Origin of the sequence: Streptomyces sp. YS-3 (assembly GCF_045257485.1) — a bacterium.
Lineage (GTDB): Bacteria > Actinomycetota > Actinomycetes > Streptomycetales > Streptomycetaceae > Streptomyces.
In genome coordinates this window covers 1-6,551 of record NZ_JBJHPC010000414.1, presented here as the reverse complement: position 1 = coordinate 6,551, position 6,551 = coordinate 1, and the positions used below count along the sequence as shown (strand labels likewise).

Annotated in this window: 4 protein-coding genes and 1 pseudogene; all 5 read right to left on the bottom strand. The window is 73.9% G+C overall.

The annotated features are described in order from the left end of the window. Positions 1-1,986 (bottom strand): trypsin-like peptidase domain-containing protein (locus ACJA3G_RS26820; RefSeq protein WP_406555617.1); only part of this gene is annotated, 1,986 nt, incomplete at its 3' end. 187 nt (positions 1,987-2,173) lie between these two features. Then, positions 2,174-3,076, bottom strand: a complete 903-nt coding sequence (gene truB, locus ACJA3G_RS26815; protein WP_406555616.1) for a tRNA pseudouridine(55) synthase TruB — start codon at positions 3,074-3,076, stop codon at positions 2,174-2,176. After that, positions 3,073-3,531, bottom strand: coding sequence for a 30S ribosome-binding factor RbfA (gene rbfA / locus ACJA3G_RS26810; RefSeq protein WP_358837275.1), 459 nt, complete (start codon positions 3,529-3,531; stop codon positions 3,073-3,075). Before rbfA ends, truB begins: the two co-directional genes overlap by 4 nt. Positions 3,532-3,569: 38 nt before the next feature. Then, positions 3,570-3,863 (bottom strand): DUF503 domain-containing protein, encoded by a 294-nt coding sequence (locus ACJA3G_RS26805; protein ID WP_406555615.1) that lies wholly within the window; start codon positions 3,861-3,863, stop codon positions 3,570-3,572. A 136-nt stretch (positions 3,864-3,999) separates the two neighbouring features. After that, positions 4,000-6,551: pseudogene (gene infB / locus ACJA3G_RS26800) on the bottom strand (translation initiation factor IF-2); the annotation flags it as partial.

Genomic DNA, 6,551 nt, shown 5'->3' with positions numbered 1-6,551 from the left:
GCGCTGCACGCCCTGGTCCACCGCTGGTGCGAGGACGCGTCCGGCGCCGAGGACCACACCCCGGCCCGGCTGCCGTCCCGCCCCGGCACGAGCGGCCCGGGCGGCGCGCGATCCGGGCGGGGGCGGCACGTACTCCGTCGCGTCGTCGCCCGGGCCGCTCGTGCCGGGGCGGGACGGCAGCCGGGCCGGGGTGTGGTCCTCGGCGCCGGACGCGTCCTCGCACCAGCGGTGGACCAGGGCGTGCAGCGCCGCGTCCAGGTCGAGATGGGCGGCCTGGAGCCAGTCGGCCAGCTCCTCGTGGGCGAAGCGGTAGCCCGAGCCCGCCGGGACCAGCAGGCCCTCGGTGAGGACCGCCGAGGCCCAGCCGGTGCGCCAGGGGAAGATCTCCTCGAAGTTCTCCCGGTCCAGTTCGCCCTGGCCGGGGCCCAGACAGCGCCGGGCCGCCTCGTGGACCCGGCCCGAGACCCGGGCGGCCAGCCGCCGCACGGCCGAGCCGTGCGGGGCGGGACGCCGCGCCGCCGCCAGCCGTACCGCGATCCGCAGGCACATCAGGTCCAGATGGGCGGCGAAGACGTCCTCGCGGCCGGGACGGCCCGCCACCTCGCCCGGCAGCGCCTCGCGCACCTCGGCGAGCAGCCGCAGGGTCAGCGGATGGCGTCCGGCCCCCTCGGCCAGGGCGCCGTCCGGGATGCCGTACCGCTCACGGGCCCGGGCCGCCTCCTTGCGGGAGAGATCGCCGAGCCGCACGGCGTGCGGCAGCCGGGGCGCCTCGGCGGGGTACAGCGCCTCCGGCGGGTAGAGCGCCCCGGCCTGCTCCCAGTGCTCGGGGCGGCAGGCCACCACCAGGCGCGCCCCGGCCTCGCGCAGCCAGGCCGCCGTCCCGGCCGTCCACTCGGGCAGCCGGTGCGCGAGGAGCGGCGGCATCTCCTCGGGCCCGTCCAGCAGGACGAGCAGGGGGCGCCCGGCGTCGAAGGCGAGGCGCGCCACCCGCTCCGGGGTGGCGCGGTCCATGTCGCCGGGCGCCCCCGAGGCCGCCACGATCCGGCCCGCCTGCCGCAGCGCCCGCGCCACCGCGTCGGCCACCGACCCGTCGCCCGCGCGCAGGTCCGCGCCGCGCAGCCACACCGTGGGGGCGGGCTCGGCGCCCCGGGCGCGGCGGGCCGCCAGGGCGGCGAGTTCGGTGGTGCGGCCGGTGCCGGGGTCGCCGACCAGGCCGAGGACGCGGGCGGGGCCGGCCGCGAAGTCGGCGAAGTGCCGTACGGTGAGCCGCCGTTCGACCGGTTCGCCCCGCTCGCCGGGGCCGCCGGCCGAGCCCACGGAGGTCGCGGTGAGCTGGAGCGCGCCCGCCAGGTTCAGGTCCTCGCCGTACGCCGGGACGGTCGCCGCGTTGCGCCGCAGCAGCTCCTCCAGCGGGCCGGCGTCGGGCCGCAGCGGCACCGCGAACCCGGCCGCCCGGTGCTCCGCGTGCAGGGCGGTGCCGAGCACCCCGAGCACCGCGCCGGTCGCCGCGTCCAGCACCGGCCCGCCCGCGGCCTCCCCGCCGAGCCGCAGCGCGTCGGCGCCCTCGGTGCCGATCGCCAGCTCCAGGGCGGAGCCGAGGAGATGGAAGCGGTCGGTGGCGGTGTAGGTGACGGGCGACCCGCCGAGCACCCGCGCCTCGCGCCAGCCGTGCGCGGCGATCCGCACATACGTGCCCGCCGCGACGGCCTCCCGGGCGGCGACGGGCAGCGGGCATACCTCCAGCCCCTCGGTACGCACCAGCGCGAGGCCCGCCTCCGGCAGCGGGGTGACGGCGTCGGCCTCGGCGAGACAGGTGTGTTCCCCGGGGGCGTGCAGCACCACCCGGCTGAGTCCGTCCACCGCTTCATGGCTGGTGACGACGGTGCCGCGGTCGTCGGCGACGAAGCCGGTGCCCCGGGTGCGTCCCGCCAGATCGCAGATCCGTACCAGTGTCTCCCGGCCCCCGCCACCGTCCCCGCGTCCCATGTCCGAAACGGTAGTTCTGGGATGATCCGCCCGAGAAGAACGCGCGGCGAAAGCGCCCCCCAGTGCACCCCTCTTTCACTACGAGCGCCTGCCCCGAAGGGTGAAAACACCGGTGGCGGGCTCGCAAGGAGCCCGCCACAGGTTTGGGAACGCGGGACGGGTCCCGGCCGCGTCCGCCGAAGCGCGTCTAGCCGAACACCGCCAGGCTCTTGGCCTTGCCGCGCTGGCTCTCCACCAGCGCGAGGAGCCGCTCGCCCGGCCCGTAGACGGCGACCGGCTTCCCGTTCCCGTACGTCTCGGGCATGTCCAGACGCACCCCGTTCAGAACCAGCCCGGCGCGCCGCTCGTCCACGTCCCAGCGGGCGAACGCGGCAGCCGCCGCCTCGGCGACCGGCATCACGGTCAGCTCCTCCTGGAGCTGGTCGAGGGTGCGGGCCGCGTCCAGCCCGTAGGGGCCCACCCGGGTGCGGCGCAGCGCCGTCAGATGCCCGCCGACGCCGAGCCCGGCGCCCAGGTCACGGGCGAGGGCGCGGATGTAGGTACCGGAGGAGCAGACCACCGAGACGACCAGGTCGACGACGGGGGTGCCGTCCTCGGCGACCGCCTCGCGCACGTCGTACACGGTGAAGGAGGAGACGGTCACCGGACGGGCCGGGATCTCGAACTCCTCGCCGCCGCGCACGCGCGCGTAGGAGCGCTTGCCGTCGATCTTGATGGCCGAGACCTTCGACGGAACCTGCATGATGGCGCCGGTCAGCGCCGCGACCCCGGCGTCGATGCCCTCGCGGGTCACCTTCGAGGCGTCGGTGGACGAGATGATCTCGCCCTCGGCGTCGTCGGTGACCGTGTCCTGGCCGAGGCGGACCGTACCGAGGTACTCCTTCTCGGTCAGGGCGAGGTGACCGAGCAGCTTGGTGGCCCGCTCGACGCCCAGGACGAGCACGCCCGTGGCCATCGGGTCAAGCGTGCCCGCGTGGCCGACGCGGCGGGTCCTGGCGATCCCGCGCATCTTGGCCACGACGTCGTGCGAGGTGAAGCCGGACGGCTTGTCGACGATGACAAGCCCGTCCGGCGTCGGGTTCTGGCTCATTCGGCGGCGGTACCCTCGTCGTCCTCGTCGTCCTCACCGGGCTTCTTGTACGGGTCGGCGTCGCCGGCGTACTTGGCGCCCGAGGAGACCTCGCGCACCGCGGCGTCCGAGGCCCGCGCCTTGTCGAGGAGGTCCTCGATCGTCTTGGCGTTCTCCGGGAGGGCGTCCGCCACGAACGTCAGGGTCGGCGTGAACTTGGTGCCGGCGGCGGCGCCGACCGCGGAGCGCAGGATGCCCTTGGCGCTCTCCAGTCCGGCGGCGGCGCTGGCCCGGTCCTCGTCGTCGCCGTAGACCGTGTAGAAGACCGTGGCCTCCCGCAGGTCGCCGGTGACCCTGGTGTCCGTGATGGTCACGTGCGTACCGAGGCGCGGGTCCTTGATGCCGCGCTGCAGCTTCTGGGCGACCACCTCCCGGATGAGGTCCGCCAGCTTCTTCGCCCGCGCGTTGTCGGCCACTGGTCCTTCTCCTTCTTTGCCTTGCTCGAGCTCAGTGTTCAGTCTTCGTCACTGTGGAGCCTGCGTCGCACCGACAGCAGCTCCACCTCCGGCCGGGCGGCGACCAGCCGCTCGCACCGGTCCAGTACGTCCGTGAGGTGCCCGGTCTCGCCGGAGACCACCGCCAGACCGATCTCGGCCCTGCGATGGAGGTCCTGGGCACCCGTCTCCGCCGCGCTCACCGCGTACTTGCGCTGGAGCTCGGCCACGATGGGCCGGACGACGGAGCGTTTCTCCTTCAACGACCGTACGTCGCCGAGAAGCAGGTCGAAGGAGAGCGTCCCCACATACATAGGTGTCCGGATGTCCCGCCGGTCCGGGGTAGACGGCCCCGCCGACCACTTGGCGGGGACATCAGAACCGTACACGCAACGGCCGGGGCCGATCGACGGAAATATCCGCCGACCGGCCCCGAGCCAGCTGCGACGATCAGCCGCGCGGCTTCTCGCGCATCTCGTACGTCGCGATGACGTCGTCGATCTTGATGTCGTTGAAGTTTCCGAGGTTGATACCGCCCTCGAAGCCTTCGCGGATCTCGGTGACGTCGTCCTTGAAGCGGCGCAGACCCTCGATGTTGAGGTTCTCCGCGATGACCTTGCCGTCCCGGAGGAGGCGGGCCTTCGTGTTCCGCTTGACCTCGCCGGAGCGGATGAGCACACCCGCGATGTTGCCGAGCTTGGACGAGCGGAAGACCTCGCGGATCTCCGCGGTGCCGAGCTCGACCTCCTCGTACTCCGGCTTCAGCAGACCCTTCAGGGCCGCCTCGATCTCCTCGATGGCCTGGTAGATCACCGAGTAGTACCGGACGTCGACGCCCTCGCGCTCCGCCATCTGCGCGGCACGGCCGGCCGCACGGACGTTGTAGCCGATGACGATGGCGTCGGAGCCCATCGCCAGGTCGATGTCGGACTCGGTGACCGCACCCACACCGCGGTGCAGGACGCGGATGTCGACCTCTTCACCGACGTCGAGCTGGAGCAGCGAGGACTCGAGAGCCTCGACCGCACCGGACGCGTCGCCCTTGATGATGATGTTGAGGTCCTGGACCAGACCGGCCTTGAGCACCTTGTCGAGGTCCTCCAGGGACACCCGGCGGGTGCGCTTGGCGAAGGCCGCGTTCCGCTCGCGGGCGGCACGCTTCTCGGCGATCTGACGGGCCGTACGGTCCTCGTCGACCACCAGGAAGTTGTCGCCGGCGCCCGGGACGTTGGTGAGACCGAGGACGAGGACCGGAGTCGAGGGACCCGCCTCTTCCACGTTCTCGCCCTTGTCGTCGAGCATGGCGCGGACTCGGCCGTAGGCGTCACCGGCGACCATCGTGTCGCCGACGCGGAGGGTACCGCGCTGGACGAGGACGGTGGCGACGGCGCCGCGACCGCGGTCGAGGTGGGCCTCGATCGCGATGCCCTGCGCGTCCTGCTCCGGGTTGGCCCGCAGGTCGAGCGAGGCGTCGGCGGTGAGGACGACGGCCTCCAGCAGGGAGTCGATGTGCAGACCCTGCTTGGCGGAGATGTCGACGAACATGGTGTCGCCGCCGTACTCCTCGGCCACCAGACCGAACTCGGTCAGCTGACCGCGGACCTTGACCGGGTCCGCACCCTCGACGTCGATCTTGTTGACCGCGACGACGATCGGGACGCCGGCGGCCTTGGCGTGGTTGAGCGCCTCGATCGTCTGCGGCATGACGCCGTCGTTGGCCGCGACCACGAGGATCGCGATGTCGGTCGACTTGGCACCACGGGCACGCATGGCGGTGAACGCCTCGTGACCGGGGGTGTCGATGAAGGTGATCTTGCGCTCTTCACCGTTGACCTCGGTACCGACCTGGTAGGCACCGATGTGCTGGGTGATGCCGCCGGCCTCGCCCGCGACGACGTTCGTCTTGCGGATCGCGTCGAGCAGTCGGGTCTTTCCGTGGTCGACGTGACCCATGACGGTGACGACCGGCGGACGCGCCACGAGGTACTCCTCGCCGCCCTCGTCCTCACCGAACTCGATGTCGAAGGACTCGAGCAGCTCGCGGTCCTCCTCCTCCGGGCTGACGATCTGAACCTGGTAGTTCATCTCGCCCGCGAGGAGCTGGAGGGTCTCGTCGGAGACGGACTGCGTGGCAGTGACCATCTCGCCGAGGTTCATCATGACCGCGACCAGCGACGCCGGGTTGGCGTTGATCTTCTCCGCGAAGTCGGTGAGGGACGCACCGCGCGACAGGCGAACGGTCTCGCCGTTGCCGCGAGGCAGCATCACGCCGCCCACGGACGGGGCCTGCATGGCCTCGTACTCCTGGCGCCTCTGACGCTTCGACTTGCGACCGCGACGGGCGGGCCCGCCGGGACGGCCGAAGGCACCCTGCGTGCCGCCACGGCCACCGGGGCCGCCGGGACGACCGGCGAAGCCGGGACGACCGCCGCCGAAGCCGCCGCCACCACCGGGAGCGCCACCGCCACCGCCGGGACGGCCGCCGAAGCCACCGCCGCCACCGGGACGACCGCCGCCGCCGGGACCTGCCGGACGGCCGGCGAAGCCGCCGCCCGCGGGACGGCCGGCGCCGCCCGGACGGCCACCGGGGCCACCGGGACCACGGCCGCCGCCGGGGCCACCACCGGGACGCGGGCCCGCGGCGGGACGCTGCGGCATCATGCCGGGGTTCGGACGGTTACCGCCCGGGGCACCGCCCGGACGCGGGGCGCCGCCCTGCGGACGGGGCATACCGCCCGGGGTGGGACGCCCGGAGGGAGCACCCTGGCCCTGCGGACGCGGAGCGCCACCGGGACCACCCTGCGGACGCGGGGCGCCACCGGGGGCACCGGCCGGCGCCGCCCGGACGGCCACCGGGGCCACCGGGACCACGGCCGCCGCCGGGGCCACCACCGGGACGCGGGCCCGCGGCGGGACGCTGCGGCATCATGCCGGGGTTCGGACGGTTACCGCCCGGGGCACCGCCCGGACGCGGGGCGCCGCCCTGCGGACGGGGCATACCG

What these genes read in the sequence shown, in the direction of transcription:
- truB (WP_406555616.1), bottom strand. Translation starts at nt 3,076, where the DNA reads ATGAGCCAGAACCCGACGCCGGACGGGCTTGTCATCGTCGACAAGCCG.
- ACJA3G_RS26805 (WP_406555615.1), bottom strand. Translation starts at nt 3,863, where the DNA reads ATGTATGTGGGGACGCTCTCCTTCGACCTGCTTCTCGGCGACGTACGG.